Annotated in this window: 13 protein-coding genes; 2 read left to right on the top strand and 11 right to left on the bottom strand. The window is 25.8% G+C overall.

Going from position 1 to position 17,409, the window contains the following annotated elements:
• The first annotated feature begins 221 nt into the window (after window positions 1-221).
• Window positions 222-392 carry a hypothetical protein gene (locus Q0617_RS11210; protein ID WP_298753381.1) on the top strand — a complete coding sequence of 57 codons (171 nt, stop codon included), beginning with the start codon at window positions 222-224 and terminating at the stop codon, window positions 390-392.
• A gap of 65 nt (window positions 393-457) precedes the next feature.
• Here the strand turns inward: Q0617_RS11210 and Q0617_RS11205 are convergent, their stop codons facing one another.
• From Q0617_RS11205 to Q0617_RS11170, 8 genes are read right to left on the bottom strand one after another with little or no spacing between them, the layout of a single operon-like run.
• Window positions 458-3,151 (bottom strand): AAA domain-containing protein, encoded by a 2,694-nt coding sequence (locus tag Q0617_RS11205; RefSeq protein WP_298753380.1) that lies wholly within the window; start codon window positions 3,149-3,151, stop codon window positions 458-460.
• A gap of 3 nt (window positions 3,152-3,154) precedes the next feature.
• A complete protein-coding gene (locus Q0617_RS11200; protein WP_298753379.1) occupies window positions 3,155-3,406 on the bottom strand; it encodes a hypothetical protein in 252 nt (83 codons plus the stop codon).
• Between the two features lie 30 nt (window positions 3,407-3,436).
• Window positions 3,437-5,500, bottom strand: coding sequence for a hypothetical protein (locus tag Q0617_RS11195; protein ID WP_298753378.1), 2,064 nt, complete (start codon window positions 5,498-5,500; stop codon window positions 3,437-3,439).
• Window positions 5,493-6,974, bottom strand: coding sequence for a DUF2779 domain-containing protein (locus tag Q0617_RS11190; RefSeq protein ID WP_298753377.1), 1,482 nt, complete (start codon window positions 6,972-6,974; stop codon window positions 5,493-5,495). Before Q0617_RS11190 ends, Q0617_RS11195 begins: the two co-directional genes overlap by 8 nt.
• The gene (locus Q0617_RS11185) at window positions 6,971-8,509 is read right to left on the bottom strand and encodes a hypothetical protein (protein ID WP_298753376.1); all 1,539 of its coding nucleotides are present in this window, start codon (window positions 8,507-8,509) and stop codon (window positions 6,971-6,973) included. Before Q0617_RS11185 ends, Q0617_RS11190 begins: the two co-directional genes overlap by 4 nt.
• 4 nt (window positions 8,510-8,513) lie before the next feature.
• Window positions 8,514-8,741: a hypothetical protein gene (locus Q0617_RS11180; protein WP_298753375.1), complete on the bottom strand. Its 228-nt coding sequence runs from the start codon at window positions 8,739-8,741 to the stop codon at window positions 8,514-8,516.
• A gap of 11 nt (window positions 8,742-8,752) precedes the next feature.
• Window positions 8,753-10,828, bottom strand: coding sequence for an AAA family ATPase (locus Q0617_RS11175; RefSeq protein ID WP_298753373.1), 2,076 nt, complete (start codon window positions 10,826-10,828; stop codon window positions 8,753-8,755).
• 15 nt (window positions 10,829-10,843) lie between these two features.
• Window positions 10,844-10,993, bottom strand: coding sequence for a hypothetical protein (locus Q0617_RS11170; protein ID WP_298753372.1), 150 nt, complete (start codon window positions 10,991-10,993; stop codon window positions 10,844-10,846).
• Between the two features lie 226 nt (window positions 10,994-11,219).
• On the opposite strand from Q0617_RS11170, the gene Q0617_RS11165 reads away from it, so the two are divergent.
• Window positions 11,220-12,215, top strand: coding sequence for an IS110 family transposase (locus tag Q0617_RS11165; RefSeq protein ID WP_298753371.1), 996 nt, complete (start codon window positions 11,220-11,222; stop codon window positions 12,213-12,215).
• Window positions 12,216-12,296: 81 nt separating this feature from the next.
• Here the strand turns inward: Q0617_RS11165 and Q0617_RS11160 are convergent, their stop codons facing one another.
• From Q0617_RS11160 to Q0617_RS11150, 3 genes are all read right to left on the bottom strand, one after another.
• On the bottom strand, window positions 12,297-12,488 hold the full coding sequence (locus tag Q0617_RS11160) for a hypothetical protein (protein ID WP_298753370.1): 192 nt from the start codon (window positions 12,486-12,488) through the stop codon (window positions 12,297-12,299).
• 133 nt (window positions 12,489-12,621) lie between these two features.
• Entirely contained in the window at window positions 12,622-16,209 is a 3,588-nt protein-coding gene (locus tag Q0617_RS11155; protein ID WP_298753369.1) for an AAA family ATPase, read from the bottom strand.
• Window positions 16,206-17,396 carry an exonuclease SbcCD subunit D C-terminal domain-containing protein gene (locus tag Q0617_RS11150; protein ID WP_298753368.1) on the bottom strand — a complete coding sequence of 397 codons (1,191 nt, stop codon included), beginning with the start codon at window positions 17,394-17,396 and terminating at the stop codon, window positions 16,206-16,208. The genes Q0617_RS11155 and Q0617_RS11150 overlap by 4 nt, the downstream gene beginning before the upstream one ends.
• Between the last annotated feature and the right edge of the window lie 13 nt (window positions 17,397-17,409).

Here is a 17,409-nt window from a genome sequence, read left to right as displayed (position 1 = left end):
AAGATTTAGCTGCTTATGATGCTAAAGAAGTGGTTACTACTTCTGAAATGGGTGATGTATTTGTAAAGAATATTATTAATTCAAAGAAATTATAATTATAATTATAATTATATATTAATTTACTGAATTAAATTATGTCTAGTTTATTGGGATTATTCCATTTTTTAGAATATTTCAATTGTTTTTGTTTGAATATTTTATCTGTCAACACAAAGTATGAAATGACTAATAGTCTAAGTTTTTCAGTTCTAAAAAAAGAAAATGTACACTATTTAAGATTAACTATTACTTTATTTAACCAAGAAAATTATTTTTACTTTTCTAAACTAGAATGCAAACAGTTGCTAGCTAGAGCAAATAGAGTCATTGCAAGATGTGATATTTTTAATTGAGAATAAAATAGGGGAATTATTTCATTCCCCTATTTTAGAATTGGCTAATATATATAGAGACCATACTACAGTATATTTTTTAACATTTTAAATAATTTTTCTTCTTCCCCACTACCATTAGTAGCAAATCTAATCAATGGAATATCATATTTATTTAAAATACCATCTTTAATCTTGTCTCTTTTTAATTGCTTAGGATTATTTTCATGAAATGCCCAACCATCAACCTCTATAGCCAATACAATTTGTTTATTAATCTTACTATATATTATAAAATCAATATGAGACCATGGATTCTCCACAAAAGTTTTCTCTTCATCATTTAGTAAATTAGTATCTTTTATTATTTTATTTAATGAATAATTTAGAAAAACACCTAAATAGTGGAATTCATCATTGCTTAAAACATTTTCAATTACAATATTCATTAAATTTTCTGATTTGTATTGGGACACTTTTTTGAGTTTATTCAAATATGTATTTAAATATGGGGCATAATTTTGATACAGTAAATCAAATATTGAATATATTTTACTTTCTTTTATATCATAATTATTATACCTTATATAGTTAACTAAATCTTTCATATTTTTATTTTTCTCATCATCCGAAACTACTACATATAGTTTATCAACTGCTCTAGAAATAGCAACATTTAATAAATTTAAATTGTCTGCAAATTCATTTTGATCATCAACTACAGTTGTAATAATAATGATATTCTTTTCACGACCTTGATATTTATGGACAGTATCAACCTCTATACTGGAATTTGTTTCAATTTCTTTATTTAATTTATTTACTTGCATTCTAAAAGGAGATATTATCCCTATATTATCACTAATAATTGTTGGTAAAATTTCATTTCTGATTACATCAATTTGACGTTGATTATATTTTCCCCTTGAATGGTTTCCATCAACAGTTTTATATAAAACAAGTGGCACCTCATTTTCATTTATAGTTTTTGTTAATATCACCAACTCATTATTATAGAATTTTTTATTACAAAATCCTATGATTTTTGGATGACAACGATAATGCTCTTTTAATAAAATTTTGGGTGCATCTTTAAAGATATTGGAAATTGATAACAATAGATTGTTTTGGTAATGATAAAATGGGTTTATTTTATATTTATTAAAAATAGTTTCTACAATTTCTGCTGATTTCTCATTTACAATATGAGGTAATTGCTTTAAGTCACCTACTACAATAACATTTTTTGCACAAGACAAAGCCAATGATCCAGATACAATATCAACTTGTGAAGATTCATCAATAATTAAATAATCGTATAAAAAATTCTTTCCTGTACAATTTATCAAAGAATGTGTTGTACTTAAAACCACTGGATACTCATCTATAAAAGTCTTAAAGTCCTTCCATAATGAATCACTTTTAAAATCTTTTCGTTTATTTAATAATTGATATTTATTAGATAAAAATGTTTTAAAAAGTATCATAGATTTTTTACTATGAAGTATCATAGCATTTTCAAAATCAAACTCTGTTAGTGATTTTTTTAGAGTTGATATTTCATTTTTCAACTCTTTTTCTTTGAGTAAATAAAAAGTATTTTGTAATGATAAAATTATTGTATCAATTGAATATTTATAAAAAGAAAATGAGAATATTCCATATTTAAATAGATTCTTTATTTTAAAAAAAAGAGACATACTTTTATTAGTAGTCTGGATATACTCAAAATCTGCCCATAAAGATAAAGTTTTTTTAGAAGTATCTTTAAAAAAACTCATATATTTTTTAGCTTTGATATTTCTTTTTTCATATAATTCTAAAAAATATTTTTTTTCAAGTAGTAATTCTTCAAGCACTTGATTTAATATTGCAATTTGATTTTGTGCTGATAACATTTCTTTTAATAAGTTTGTATCATTTTCAATATCTGCACGAGATTTATTTATGTCTGAATCATTGTTAATAATATCTGCAAAGTTAGGGTATATAAGGTTTTGATTATTGAAAAAATCTTCTTTGTTATCATTATTTCCTAAAAAAGCAGATATAAAAGACAAATCATACTTTTTAAGTTTATCAAAAACATTCATTGTTGCTGCATTATTATTTGATACAATGGCAACTGTTTTTTCTTCCATAATAATATTAGCTAAGATATTCAATATAGTCTGTGTTTTTCCAGTGCCAGGAGGTCCTTCTATGATACTTACTTGATTAGTTAAAGCTTTTGATACTGCAGTTTCTTGACTTAAATTAAAGCCAAAAGGAAATATATTTGAAGAACTATTTTTAAATGAATCTATTTTGGATGGATTTAAGTATTTAGATAAAATACTCTTTTCACTAAGTTGTACTATTTTTTTATATTGTTTAAATAAAAAATCATTTTCAGTATCAATATTTTCTGCCAACTCCTTTAAATAGCCTAATACTTGCTTTGAATTGCCATCCGCCAACACATTCTTTTCAATAACTATACGGCTTTTTTCATATACATTTTCTTTACCATTTTTATAGTAAATTCTTATATAATCTTTAAAATCAAGAAGCTTCACAATATTAGATAAATATGAACCATCTAAATAAACCAAACATGATGTTGCATCAATTTCTTTTGGATTTTTAAAAATAGTTACTTTTTCTTTACCATAGGTATAATTTGTGCTATTACTATAAAATTTTATTTTAACTTTTGATTCATTAGGAGATGAAACTTTTTCAATTTCTTCAGTCTTATTCTTATTATCTATAAATATTAAATATTTGTCTTTATCCATAAACTATTCCATTTCTTCTTTTTCAATCAGTTTATCAGTAATATCATTAGATATTTTTTTCATTCTCTCAACAAGTTTTTTACTTAGTTTTATTTGGAAAAGAATTAACGATATATTTTTTATGTTATCGTGTAATGTTGTGATTGGTGCATCATATTGTTTTGACAAATTTATTAAACACAAACTTTCACCATTTGATAATCGCTGTAGTATTTTTGGAAGGGCATCAATCGCATTTACATTTGGCTTTCCCATTACTTATCCTTATTATGAAATCTTTTTCTATTAATTAATTTGAATTTTATAATTTATTTCAGTCATATGAATATCTTCTTTTAATAGTTTATTCCACATTGAGCCTGATTCTATTAATTCAATAAACTTACATACATCAAAACCATTGGGGTAGAAATCTTTATTTTTACTATTTAATACATATATAAGTTCAAACATAGATACTTTTAAATTATCATCAATTAGTTCATGGTCATATTCAAATGATGTATCAATAATCCAATAATAAATAGCTTTAGCTTCACCAGCTAAAGACATAAAGTTTTCTTCTTTACTTTTCAATAATTCATTGATTAGTCTTTTTCTTTTATGTAATTGATTTGACGCTTTTCTTAAAGTTCTATTTTTATAATTCCAAATATTTTCTAAACTTGTTCGAATATATGTAGATTTTAATTCTAATACAAAGAGGTATCCATCTTTTTCACAAATCAAATCAATATCTCCAATATTATATTTTTCAGAAGAAGGTAACATGTAACCAGTTTTTACATTAAAACCATTAGTTCTAAAAACTTCAGAAAGATTTTCCTCACTGTCATGAACTTCTTTTTTTCTATATTCTGTTCTTTTAAAATGAACATTCAATAAATTATTAATAAATGATGTCGAAGAATTTTGTGCGCCTAGTACAAAAGGCATAATTAAAACGAAATTATCCAATTTTAATAACGGTTTTTCAAATATATTTGGTATTTTTTCTTCATTGTTAGTATGTACTTTACGTAAATCAAATGTAAAAAATGATTCAATATTTTTTTTATCTGTTTCAGTTATAGAGCTATCGTAACCTATCATATTCTCAGTGAACTGAAATTCTTTTTGACAAATCAAAGGAAATCTCATTTTTCCAATTTTCATACCATGAAAATGAAATGATTTCCATGCTTCACTCCAAGTACCTTTTTCTTTTAAAAAATTTGAATAAACAGGTAAAAAATATTTTAGATATAATCCTCTTAAATTATTTATTGAATGTATAGATTCAAATAAGGGTAGTGTAGTATTTTTTGAAATAGAAATATCATCTGAAATTCCATATAAGTTTTGTAATAAAAGATAAGTTTCTAATGTATTAATATTCACAAGTTTATTAATATCATCATTTTCTGGATATCCAAATATATTTTTTGACATAAATTCTATAGAACTTATTAATGCTTTTTCTGAAAAATATTCAAAAAGGAGATTTATTTTTTCTCCATTATTAAACCAGTCTTTATATTTTGAATGACATATAACATTTAATTCAAATACATTATCCTTTATCTCATACTTAAAATTATCATCATAACAAAAAGTTGACAATATATTTTCTTCAAAATAATAGATTCCTTTATATGATTCAAATATTCTTTCAAGTCTATCTAAAACTTCATAATTCTGTTGAGGCATGATTATTTTATAAAATCTTTTTATACTTTCATCATCATGTGGTTTTTTTCTTTTATCTTTTATTTTTAATCTATCGTGTAATATTTTTGTTAATATATTTCCATTCATTTGATAAATAATCGTATTTATATTTTCATTAACATTTTTCATCATAAAAAGTGATATTGCACACACTAAATCTAAATAACCAAATTCTTTTAATAAACAGAATTTATCATCTCTCTCTTTTTCTAATAATAGTTTTTGCTTATATAAAATATCACATGACTTAAAAAATAAATCATCTAACTCTCTCTTTGAATAACACTCCTTAATGATTTGAAAATTTTTATTATTTATATCTAAAAATATTTTTGACCTTTTTATAGCCTTTAACAATAATTCTTGATTTGATTCAATTATATTTTGAATAAAATCTCTTGTATAAATGTGATTTTCTTTTAATGCTGTAGATAAACATTGTATAAAGAGTTCATTCATAGGTAAGAGATTAATATGTATTTCTACAAATCCATTCCAAAACTGTTTGTTGTTTTCATTTGTTAATATATTTTTATTTTTTTTATCTAAGTATATGTGATATAGCTCAATAAATGATTCTTCTTTTCTATATCCAATATTTAATAGCTTTTGATGTTTTTCTGCATAATAATTATTCATTTAATTTGCCTAGTTTTTCTAATACTTTCACCATAGCCAAAGTATCAAGTTTACAGTACTCTAAAAGTGCAGTTCTAAGTTTCATCTTCTCACCCTCTTCTAGCTTACTCATACTTGCAAAGGCATTCATAGCTTGGCTTCCATTTTGTACACCTTCTAATTCTTTATATGCTTTTTCAAACTCTGGTACAAGAGCAGGCAATACATACTTTATAGAATAACTTCCATTCATACTTGGAGTTACATACCATTTCTTTTGAAAAGGTATCATTAGGTCTTGTATGTTTTCATTTATAGCCAATAAGTGCGCTTCAAGGTCAGCAAAAGAGTTTGCTAGTCTTTTTATCACACCTTTTTCAAAGCTCATATTGTAAGCCAATACTGTAACATCACTTGGGATATCTTCACATAGCTTTTGTGCTAACTCATATCTACTATCTATACTATCCTCACTCAAATACTCTTTATGAATTAGCGTTCCATCTTCGTGCTCAATATGAAGTGAATATTGGAAAGGGATTTGTTCAAAGGGTTTTAGTCCTTTGTATTGTGGTATGGCTTGTTGGTAGGTTTCAAAGTCTAAGTGATAGATTGGATAAGTTAGGTTTTGTAAAAAGGTTTCGATACTATTTTTATCTATATAGCTTACTTTTGATTTGTAGTTTTCTACTGCTTGTTTTTGATTTGCAGTCATGTCAAAATCTTGCGGAATATCAGCTATATTTATGATGCCTTGATTATAAAGTTCGATTTGTTTTTTACTTCCAAGATTGAAGATATTAAATATAGAATAATCTGGAATTTCTCTTTGTACTTTCCAACAATAGTTTTTAGCATCACATTCATATGGTTTATTACAATGTTTTCCTATATCAATATTTGGTTCATTTTCTTTATCACTTAGATATGTTTCAAACTCTTTTAAGATATTTGGAATATTTGTTTGCATTGTCTTGACTTCACTTGTGACATCTACTATTTTAAAAAGCTCATAAATATCTAGCTCATCATCTCTTACATATTCATTATTTATATGTACCACATGAGCACTTTTTATTTTATAACCCAAACTCTTAAGAACATAATACTGAATAGATACATCATGAAGATATATATCTTTTACTTCAGTTGAACTTTTCACTTCATAGATAGATACTTCACCCTCACTTATAGTCAAAATATCCACCATGACTAAAATACCCTCATAATTAAAAGTAGCTTCATAGATATTAGACAATCCCTCATCAAGCCACTTTTTAGTTGTAGCAATCATCTCATCATATTCCCTTGTAAAAGGTACTTCTTTACCATCAGGGAAAAGTTGACAAGCAAAGTCCCCTACTATATTTCCTGTATCAAATATAGCCTGCGCTTGCTCGTCAGGTGGGGTTAAAACATTTGGATTATATTTTTTAAGCCAAAGTGCTTTGGGACATTGGATGCCTTTTGTGTAGAGGGATTTAGATAGGTTCATATTTCATCTTTAAAATTTTTCTTAATCCAATCATGTAAATCAAAAAAAGATATTATATTTTCATTCTCACTTACAATAGGATAACGACTAATAACATAATGTTTTATATCCTCAATTTTCAATTTTACTTTAAGAAGACTTTCCCTTTCAACTTCTTTTCTCAAAGCTCTATTAAAATAATTTTGTAAATGTTTACTTTTTCTGATAAATTTTTCAGGAGATGCATAAATCAAAGATATATCTATAAAACTATTCTTACACTGAAAATTATAAATTGTATTATTCCTTATTGCAACAATATCAAACTCTTTTCTTTCAATTCTCTTTGTATTTTCAGTTACAAAAAAACCATTTTCTTTAAGTTTATTTTTCACTTCATCTTCAAAAATAAATCCAGAATGTATTTGAAATCTTCTCTTTTTATTTAATATTTTATTTTTATAAAAATACATAAATCTCATTAATAAATTTATATTTGTAGTATATCCTGATTCGATTTTAATTACAGGTTGATATGAATTAATACTTATATTATAATCATTAGAATTAGAAATTAATGATTCTAAAATTTTTGAACTGTTTTTATCTGAATTTTTTTTAACAATATTTATAAAAATATCTTCATCAACAAAAATAAAATATTCATCATATATATGTTCTAATAATTCAAAAATTATTCTTTTAAATATTAAAAACTCTGAAATATCTGTTACATAGAACTGATGAAATTTTTCCATTTTTATAATTGAATTTTTAAACTCATTAACTGAAAATATTTTTGAATCATCAACATAAAAAGGATCTTCTTCATAATTAGTTTCTCTATGTTCTAAATGTTCAGATAGTGAAATACGTTCAGGTTCTAAATAACTTTCATCTAATATATTATAATGGTAATTACTAGTACACCTTATACCATCAACAATTAATTTAAAATTCTTATTTAATTTTTGAAAAACCTGTTTATTTTGAATTGAAGTTAATGGTAAACAATGACATTCAATTATAGGAATAAGTTCCAATACTAGTTCATTTTCTGGAATACTAATTAAACCTTTTTTTAAGGTATCAATTGAATATAATAAACTAATAAAATATCTTCTTCGAGACTGAAAATAATTAATCATTCCAATCACTGACTCTAAATTATTTTGATTTTCAAAGTTATTCCATCCAAGCATTTTAAAAGAATTATTAATATCTATTGAATATTTAACTAAATTAATTAATCTATTGCAAGTACCTTGTCCATATTTATCTTCAATTCTTTTCCAAATTGGATTTAACCCTAAAAAAAATTTATTATAAATATTTAATTCCATGGATACAAAACTGTCAAAAGTATCATCTTTTTCTAAACCAAAGGTAAAAATATTTATAAATTCTTCTATAGTTTTAACAAGTCTATGTAATTTAAAAAAAAAGTTACCTGAACTATAATATTCTAGTTTTTCACTTATTATTTGTTGTTGTTGATTAACTTGTGTTATTAAAATATTTTCTGCTTCTTTACCATATACTTCAAAACTATTCATAAAACTATCTTAATTTTGATTCATATTGTTTTTTTACATATTTATTAATATAACTATTTAATCCATCTCCATTTTGTGCTAAAACTTTCATTTTTTCAATATGTGTTTGTCCGGCACTTGCATATGTATACAAGTACTGAGAGCCTCCTTTAAACTCAACTATTATCTTATCATTGTTAATTTTATATCTTAAAACACCCGAATCACCATTTATATCTTTATAAGTTGTCATTATTTTTCCTTTTAATTACTTAAAATACATCTATCACATTCTTGAATAATAAATTCAGGGATAATTTCATATTTTTTAGGATTTAATTGACTAACATATTCATTTTCAATATGAAATGTTTCATTAATAAACTTCTGAACTACATCACTAGGATGTCTACCTTCATATATTAATCTAAATAATTGAAGTTTTTCATAATCATTATCAGCACAACCATATATTGATTTTAAATTGTTTAAGTCCTTCATTTTTAATAATTGTTCACTATATACAAAGTTCTCTATTTTTTCATTGATTTTATTTGTAGCATCTGTTATTTCATCTAAAGTCATATCCTCTTCACCATTATCTGTAAACTTGGTAGGAGTATCTCTTTTATGAAAAAGACTTGCTAGAAGTTGATAAGATACACCTTTATCATCTAAAACTTCAAAATATCTTCTAAGATAAATTAATTTATTAATATCATCACTAGAAGTTGAAATATTTTCATCACATACTTGCGCAAAAGTTTGTAAATCGTCTTTTAATATTGGTATTTCTTCTATCATACCATTTCTTGATTTTATAAAGGATGCGACAGGAACAGGTTCTATCTTTCCATATAACACTTTAAACATGTCAATTATAGGGTCTATATCATGTGTTAACAAGAGTACTGTTTTACCTTTAAAAGATTTTTCACCCCTGAAAAGTCTATCTATTATTGCAAATTTTTTATTTTTATCAAATGATGATATTGGATCATCAAGAATAATTAAATCTGGATTCTTGGATAGGCAATCATACATAAATAACATCAATGCAAATGCATTCTTTTCACCATAACTTAAATGTTGATTTCCATTTTCTACAAAAGATGATATATCTGAATGCTGTAATCTTAGTTTGTACTCTTCATTTACTTCTTCTATATCTATAACATATTTATACCCAGCATATTTAAGAAATTCATTTATTTCATTTTTGTAATTCTCTATTTTTTTAACTACTGATTGTTTTTGCTTTTTCATTTTTCCTTTAAGTTCATCAACTTTACTAAGTAACTCTTCTAAGGATTCATTTAAGGGACTAATTATAAGTTCTGTTGCAGATGACTTTAATGCAGGAACTAAATCTAAATCTATTTTAAGTTCATTTATTTTTTCAGACATATCGTCAACATTTTTAAAGGTAAATATAGCAAGGTATTGTAATTGTGACAATTGTTTAATTAATACATTAATCTGATTATAAATACCCTTTAAAAACTCGATTTCTGCATCATTTAAGCCAATCTTATTTTTTGTAACTTTTTCTATTGTTTTCTGAGATTCATCAGTAAAGTATTCTTTTAAGCTTGCCATTACTTCAATTATTTTTAATAAATGTCCTATTGATTTATCATTATATTCAGTTGATATTCTTTCTATTGTCTCTTTTTTTGTCTTAATTAAAGAAGTACAATAAGGACATTTATCTGCAATTTCCAAAAATCCTTTTCCTGAAGATTGCCATTTTATCCAAGCCGTATTTTTATCACTTTTTAAATAATCTGAATATTCTTCTAAGCCTTCAGGGATATTATCAATTTTATTACCTTCACCTAATGCTTTCATTATTATGCTATTTTGTGCAACTCCACCTTTTGTCTTACTAAAAGAATTACTTAATTCGTTTAAATCAGTTAAAATCTTAGTCAAATTTTCATTTGATTGAAATGTATTTTTCACATGAGAAAATAATAATTCTACTTTAGATAGATTTTCATCAAATTTTTCATCTTTAATAAAGATTTCAAAACTATTTTCAAGTAATTCATCTTTTTTAAATACAAATTGATTAATATAATCTTCATTAAACATCATTATATTTTGATAATTTTCCACACTTGTAACTAAAGGTTGCTTATTATCAAGATTTTCTTCAAAATACTTAAATGGCAATAATTCATTTAAAAATTCTGGCTCATTATGAAACTTAATAGCTTTTGCAATTGTACTCTTTCCCGTTCCATTAATTCCATATTTTATATTTAATCTACCACTTTCTATAGTTACACTTGCTTCGTCTATACTATTACAGTTTTTAATATTTATAATTGCCATTTTTATTGTCCATTGCTATATAGTTATATAAATACGACTCATTCTTGAGTCATTTGGATTATATCCATCTCTTATTTCTTCAAATTTAATATCTAATAAAGTAAGATTTTGTATCTCATCAATGATAAACTCGTATCTGCATGATATAATAAATCTAGAGTTCATTAAAGTTAATATATTGGTAAAGTATCCAAAGCGGTTAAATAAACTTAAATAAATTAACTAGCTTGAGGGACAGTCAGATAATTACACTTTAAACTTGAGTGGCGACAAGATCGGTAAGTTTTACTAGATCGTATTACACGAGGTTAAGTTATGTGTAAAGAATTAATCAGCTAGGAGTTAACTCCTAGCCTAACGAACTCTCAAATATAAATATTGGAGGTTCACGATGATTAATTGTATCGGATTAGATATTAGTAAAAAATTAATTGCAGTACATATACCTATTAACAAAGCAAATATTGAAATTGAGAATAATGTAAAAGGTTTAAAAGGTTTATATTCAAAGTTAAATAAACTTTATAAAAAAGATATTGATAATTTGGTTTTTATTTTTGAACCAACAGGTAACTATTCTTTTGCTTTAACAAAATTTTGTAATGAAAAAAATATTAAATGTTTCCTTATTAACCCTAAACAATTTTCTAACTTCTCAAAGGCTTTAGGACAAAGAAATAAAACAGATTTGATAGATGCACAAGTATTATCACAAGCTATTCCTTTAGCAAAAGATGATGAGATTAAAGTACCTTATATTGATACTATAGTTGAAGAGCTAAAAGAGTTAATATCATATTATAAATTCACTACTAAAAGTAGCTCTAAACTAATTAATCAACTAGAAGCTGTAACAGTAAAAGATGGCAGTAAGTATATGATTAATGATTTAAAAAAATCTCTTAAAATATCAAAAAACAAAGAGATTGAAATACTCAATAAAATAAAGGATATTATTAACTCAGATAATAAATTATTAAAAGGGTATAATAATATTAAATCAGTATATGGCATAGGAGAAGTAGGAGCTATAGTATTGCTTTATCTATTTATTAAATATCCAAAAGCAAATCAAAGACAAATAGTTTCACTCTCTGGACTTGACCCAATAGAAAAAACATCTGGAACATCTGTTCATAAGAAATCAAAAATCTCAAAAGCAGGTTCAAGAGTATATAGAGGAAGTTTATTTATGGGAGTAATGACTGCCATTAGATACGATGAAAACTTTAAAAACTTTTTTGAGAGATTAAAATCAAATGGAAAACATACAACTTTAGCACAAATAGCAGTTATGAGAAAGATGATAATTATTGCTTATTCTTTATATAAAAATGACACCCAATATGATAAAGAATTTTATAAAAAAGCTTGTGGTAGTGTATAAAAAGAGTCATTAAACTACTCTTTTTTATGGAGATTTATTATGTTATGATATTAATTAGAAATTTTAAAATTTAAAGTTTTTTTAAGGTGGCGACTGTCTCCAACCTAAATCTTTAGAAGAATTACTTCCACCTTCAATTTGAAAAGCACTTAAGGTATCATTGCCTTTTGTAGATTCACCAAAAGTATATGGTTCTACAGTTCTATTTTTACCATTATAAACAAACGATAACAACTGTTGATTTTCTATTGCCTTTTTAATTATATTTTCCATTTCTTTTCCTTTTTTATTTTGATACTAAACTAAGTATCAGGTTTTAGTCGTAATCAAGGCGGATAAAAAATTTAAACGGAATGTACACAAAGTACATGAGTATTTAATTTTCGCAATCAAACGAAGAGTAAGACTAAAAACTGGTGCTTAGAAAACTTGTTCCATCTCCTTTGGGTATAACCCTAATCTGCAATGGAATTCGCTCTTTTAGTGCTTCCACATGGGAAATCACACCTACCATTTTTCCTGAACTTTGTAATTGATTTAGCGCATTTAATGCTAGCTCTAAACTATCACTATCCAATGTTCCAAATCCTTCATCCAAGAAAAGTGAGTCTATACTTATCTTTTGACTAGCTAGGCTCGATAGTCCTAAGGCTAAAGATAGACTTACTATAAAACTCTCTCCACCTGAGAGAGTACTTACAGGTCTTACCACATCACCTTGAAAGCCATCTATTATCTCTATCTCTAATAGTTTATTTGAGTCTATACTTCTTTGAAGTTCATATCTAGGGCTTAAAATATTTAGATGTTTGTTTGCTAGGTAGATTAGTTGGTCTAGTGTTATACCTTGGGCAAATTTAGCAAACTTATCACCAGTAGCTGAACCTATCATGTCATTTAGTTTTACCCATACTTTGAAAGATTGTTTTTTCTTTTCTAACTCTTTAATTTTATCTTCATGTTTTTTGATATTTGATGCATTTATCTCAAGCTCCTTTTCTGCACTTCCTATAGACTTTTGAAGTTCATCTATAGTTGCTTGGAACTCTTTTAGTTCATCATTTATACTTTCGAGTTCTCTGTCTGTTAGATTTAACTCTTTTTGTTCTTTTAATTTTTTAGTTGTATCATTTTTAAGTGTCTTGATTTGTGTATATTTTTCTTCTATTAGTTTACAAGTTTGAGATAATTCTTCTCTTTTTTCTTTACTTAAAAGTGCTTTTTCAAACTCTTGGGTTGAGCCAAAACTATTTTCTTCTAAAGCCTTTTCAAAACTTTGTTTTAACTCTTCTAGTTTTGTATTGTCAGTGTTTTGTTTTTGAGTTAATTCTTTTATTTGAGTATTCAGTGATTCAATTTTTGAATTTAGATTTATCATTTCGTTTTGTAAAGTATTATATTTTGTAGTAATAGCGTTAAAACTATCACTTATATCTTTTTCATACTTTTCTAAATCATCTATATCAAGTATAGATTTACTTTGTGTTTGTAACTCTTTTAGTTCTTCTGATTGTTTTGATAAGTCTTCACTATCTTTTTTTAGTGTTGCATCTATCGATGAAATTTTCGTATCGAACTCTTTTTGCTCCACTAGGATAGTTTGTAGTTTGGTGTCGTACTCTTTTTTTGATAATTCATTTTTAATATATTCATCTTTTCTATTTACTATTGTATTAAACTTCTCTTCGTATGTTTCATCAAATGAAATATTGTATTTACTATATACCTTTGTAAGTTCTTCAGCTAATATTTGCTTTTTAGAGATGTTTTGTTTCTGTTCAGTTTCAAATTGTTCTTTTGAAGTCTTTAGTTTATAAAATTCTTTCTCTTTTTCAGAAGCTAAAGTTTGTTTTGTGTTTAACTCTGTTTGTAAATTATCTCTTTGTGTTAGTAATAGCTCTTTTTTAGTTCTTTGTTCTACTATTTTACTAAGCTCATTTTCTTTTACTAACTTTTCTTCTTCTAAATTTATCTTTGAATCTTCTACTAATATAAAATTATATGAGTTAAAGATACTCTCAATAGTTTCTTTATTTTTTAATAATTTATCTCTTTCTAAAGTAGATGTTTCTATTTTTGATTCAAGTTTTGAAAGAGATAATTCATGTGTTCTTAATGTCTTGCTTTCATCTTCTAAGTTTTGTTTTTTTTCATTGATTTTAAAGCTTGTATCATCTACATTAACACTTATCCTATGATCTACATAGGGATGTTCAGTTGAACCACAAAGATAGCATTCATCACCCTCTTTTAGTTTTTCTCTATCGTTTTCATATTTTGCAATTAGAAGTTGTGCTTCTCTTTTTTCATTTAGTGTTTGAATATGCGTTTGAAGTTCAGTTATGAGTTTTGTTTTTTCTTCTATTTTTGATTGTAAACTTTTTAGTTCTTCATTTGATGAAGAAATTACACCCTCTTCTTTCGAGATATTTTGTATGAGTTTTTCATAATCATCTATAGAGACTATCAACTTATCTATAGTCTTTAATCTATCTCGATTTTCTTGCTCTTTTTTATTGTTAGCTGATGATTTAATTTCTAATTCTTTGTACTCTTTATCTTTTAATTCAAATGCAGTTTTAGCTTCTTCAAACTCTTTTTTTGTTTTATTGTATTGTTCTTCTAAACTCTTTTTATCTAATATTGTTTTTTGTAATTTTGCTTCACACTCAGCTAAAGATCTAGTTCCATCTTTATAATCATTTATGTTTTTTGATATCAAAGAGATATCTTCTTTTAAAAATGAATCATTTTTATTGGTATCTAAATAACTATTTATAGTCTCTAACTCTTTTTGGATATTTTGCTGCGTTGATTTTACTTTTACTAACTCATCATTTATTTTAGTTTTTTCTTCTTGATTTGATTTGATTTTAGATTCAAGCTCATTTATGTTTTGAAGTTTTGATTGTATCTTTGTTTGTAGAGTTCTTACTTCTTGTAGCTTTTTAGAGTTTTGCTCATAAGATATTTTTTCTTTATCAAAATTTTCTTTTAATATTTTAGATTCATTTGTTTTTGACTCTATTATTTTTTTTAGCTCTTCTAAATCTTTTTGTTGTATCTCAAGTTTTTGTTTATCTATATCTATTATTTTAGTTAATGAGTTTTTTTCTTGATAAATTGATTGTACATTTAGTGCTTTGTTTGCCAATTTAAGATTTAAAAAATCTTCTTTTTTATCCTCTTTCTCTTTTGTGATTTGCTCAAATTCTTGTGTATACCTAATATCATCAGCTTTTAATTTAGATAACACTTCAAGCCATGATGCTAGTTTTTTGAGTGCTACTTCTTTTGTATCTAATTGAATTTTTTGTTTTTTTGAAGCTTCTAGAAGTTTTGTTTTCTCTTCTACTACTTCTTTTTCAAGTAATTCAATACTTCCTAAAGAATTTTCATCCAACTCGATATCTTTTTTCTTTGTTGAATATGTTTCAAAAACTTGTTGTGAAATTTGTTTGTATATTTGTGTCCCTGTTATTTTTTCCAGAAGAGTTGATCGCTCATTTACATCTGATTTAAGAAAAGCATCAAAAGAACCTTGTGCTAACATCATTGACCTAGAAAACCTATCAAAATCAAGTCCAGATATCTCTTCTATGACTTTTGGAACTTCTCTTACTTTTGACTCAAGTATTTTATTTGTAGCTAAATCTACTATTTCCATCTTTGCAGTTTGAAAGTTCCCATCTGCACTCTTTCTTGCTCTTTTCTGACTCCAAGAACTTCGATAAATATTACCCTTAACTTCAAACTCTACTTCACAAAATGATTCCCAAGTATGCCGACTCATAAGCTCATTTGGAGGACTAGTTAATCTAGTAGTTTTACCATACAATGCACAGGTTATAATATCAAGAATTGTACTTTTTCCAGACCCTGTCGGTCCAGTTATAGCAAAAAGAGATTCATCTTTTAAAAATGCTTGAAAGTCTATTTCAAACTCACCTTTTAGTGAGTTTATGTTCAGTGATTTTACTTTTAATATTTTCATTGGCTTTGTACCTTTGAAACTATTTGTTTAAAGTTAGTTACAAGCTCAACTTCAAGCACTTTATCTTCAAGTTCTTCTTGCTCTAATCTTTTTTGAAATACTTCATCAATAGAGAGTTCATCTAAGCTTATGGCTTTTAGCTCTTTGGCTTGAAGTTGTTTTTCACTTTTATCTATCTTTACAGCTAATAATATAAGCTCTAACTTTGAAGCCAGTTCTCTTATCTCTGTGTTTGCATACATTGGGTTATCATCTTTTATATGTACTTCTATCCAAGAGTTTTTATCTTCTATATTTTTAAGCTCTTTTTTTATAGTCTCACTGTTACCTTTAATAACAATAAGCTTTCTAGTAAGTGGAACAGCTAACTCTTCTACTTCTACTTTACTTTCATTAAAAGTTACTAGATTTACTTTTTGTGTGTTTTTTGATTCTGAGAAACTAAGTGGAATTGGACTGCCGGAATATCTAACATGCTCACAGCCTACTGTTTGATTGATATGAAGATGTCCTAAAGCCACATAATCAAAAAGACTTCCTAAATAATCTCCACCAATATCAAGTGTACCGCCTATATAGATATCTCTTTCACTCTCACTAGTCCGACTTCCTACAGTTGTAAGATGTCCCATAGCTATGAGAGGTATATTTTTATCTTGTTTTAGTTCAAGTGCTTTTGTGTGTGCAGTTTCATAAAAAGCTTTGATGCCATTGTTTGCAAGTTTCTCTTTGTCACTTACAGTTTCCCCAGCAAGAGATTGTCTTATGACATTATCTCTTAAAAATGGAACTGCACAAACTATTGCTATGGTACCTTCATCTTCTTTTATTGGAATGATAATATTTTCATCTTCATCACCATTCACTACTACATGTACATTAAATGTTTCTAGGAGTTGTTTTGATGCTTTTAATGTTGATACTGAGTCATGATTTCCAGCTGTTATGATTGTGGTTTTTAAAGTTTTGACTGCGGATAATTGTTTTAAAAAGTTATAGTAAAGTTCAAGTGCATAGTTGGGAGGAGTTCCTGTATCAAAAATATCTCCTGATACAAGTAATATTCTAATCTTCTTATCTTTAATAACCTCTAAAAGCCAAGATAGAAAAGCCTTATGCTCCCCCTCCCTACTTTTACCCATAAAATTTTGACCTAAGTGCCAATCTGATGTATGTAATATTTTCAAATAAAATCCATAA

This window comes from uncultured Arcobacter sp., assembly GCF_937982575.1.
Lineage (GTDB): Bacteria > Campylobacterota > Campylobacteria > Campylobacterales > Arcobacteraceae > Arcobacter.
The sequence above is the reverse complement of the archived record's forward strand: the minus strand, read 5'-3'. Positions and strand labels throughout refer to the sequence as shown.